The organism is Pseudoxanthomonas sp. F11 (assembly GCF_037046485.1).
Lineage (GTDB): Bacteria > Pseudomonadota > Gammaproteobacteria > Xanthomonadales > Xanthomonadaceae > Pseudoxanthomonas_A.
In genome coordinates this window covers 1-580 of sequence record NZ_JBANLZ010000010.1, presented here as the reverse complement: position 1 = coordinate 580, position 580 = coordinate 1, and the positions used below count along the sequence as shown (strand labels likewise).

At 68.6% G+C, this 580-nt stretch carries 1 protein-coding gene; it reads right to left on the bottom strand.

The annotated features are described in order from the left end of the window. Positions 1-580, bottom strand: a 580-nt coding sequence (locus V8246_RS17015) for a hypothetical protein (RefSeq protein WP_336190301.1), incomplete at both ends; no start/stop codon positions are given.

Genomic DNA, 580 nt, shown 5'->3' with positions numbered 1-580 from the left:
GTCTGCGCGGTCACCGCACCGAACGTCAGGCCCGTGCCCAGCGTGTCGGCCAGCGTCGTCACCGAGGTGGTCTGCGAGTTCGCCACCACCGTCGTCAGCGTGTAGGTGATCGTGTCACCCACCGCCACCGGGCCGGCCGTGCTCGCCGACTTGCTGTACGTCACTACGGGCGGGACGTAGGTGTTGGTGATGGAACAGATGACCTGTCCGCCGTTGGCGACCGTGATGACCTGATTGCCGGTACTCACATTGCCATCGTTCACGCAATCCCAGCCTGCGCCAGCCACGTAGCCCGCAGGCCCGGTGGATTCGGACAACGTGTAGACGCCCGCCGAGACGGGGACCGGACCCACGCCGCCCGGGCCGCTCACGACGGTGGGACCCGTCGCGGTCAGCGTCCAGTCGGTCGCCACTGCCGTGCCGCCACCCGTATTGACGACCTGCTTGATCAGCCTGAGCGTGGCCGGTCGGTCGTCGTTGACGATGGTGCAGGTGGCGTTCTGGCCGTTGGCCAGGGTCAGCTGGCTACCGGACAGGGTGCCGGCCGAGCAGCTCCATGCGCCGGCGGTGTAGCCGGCGG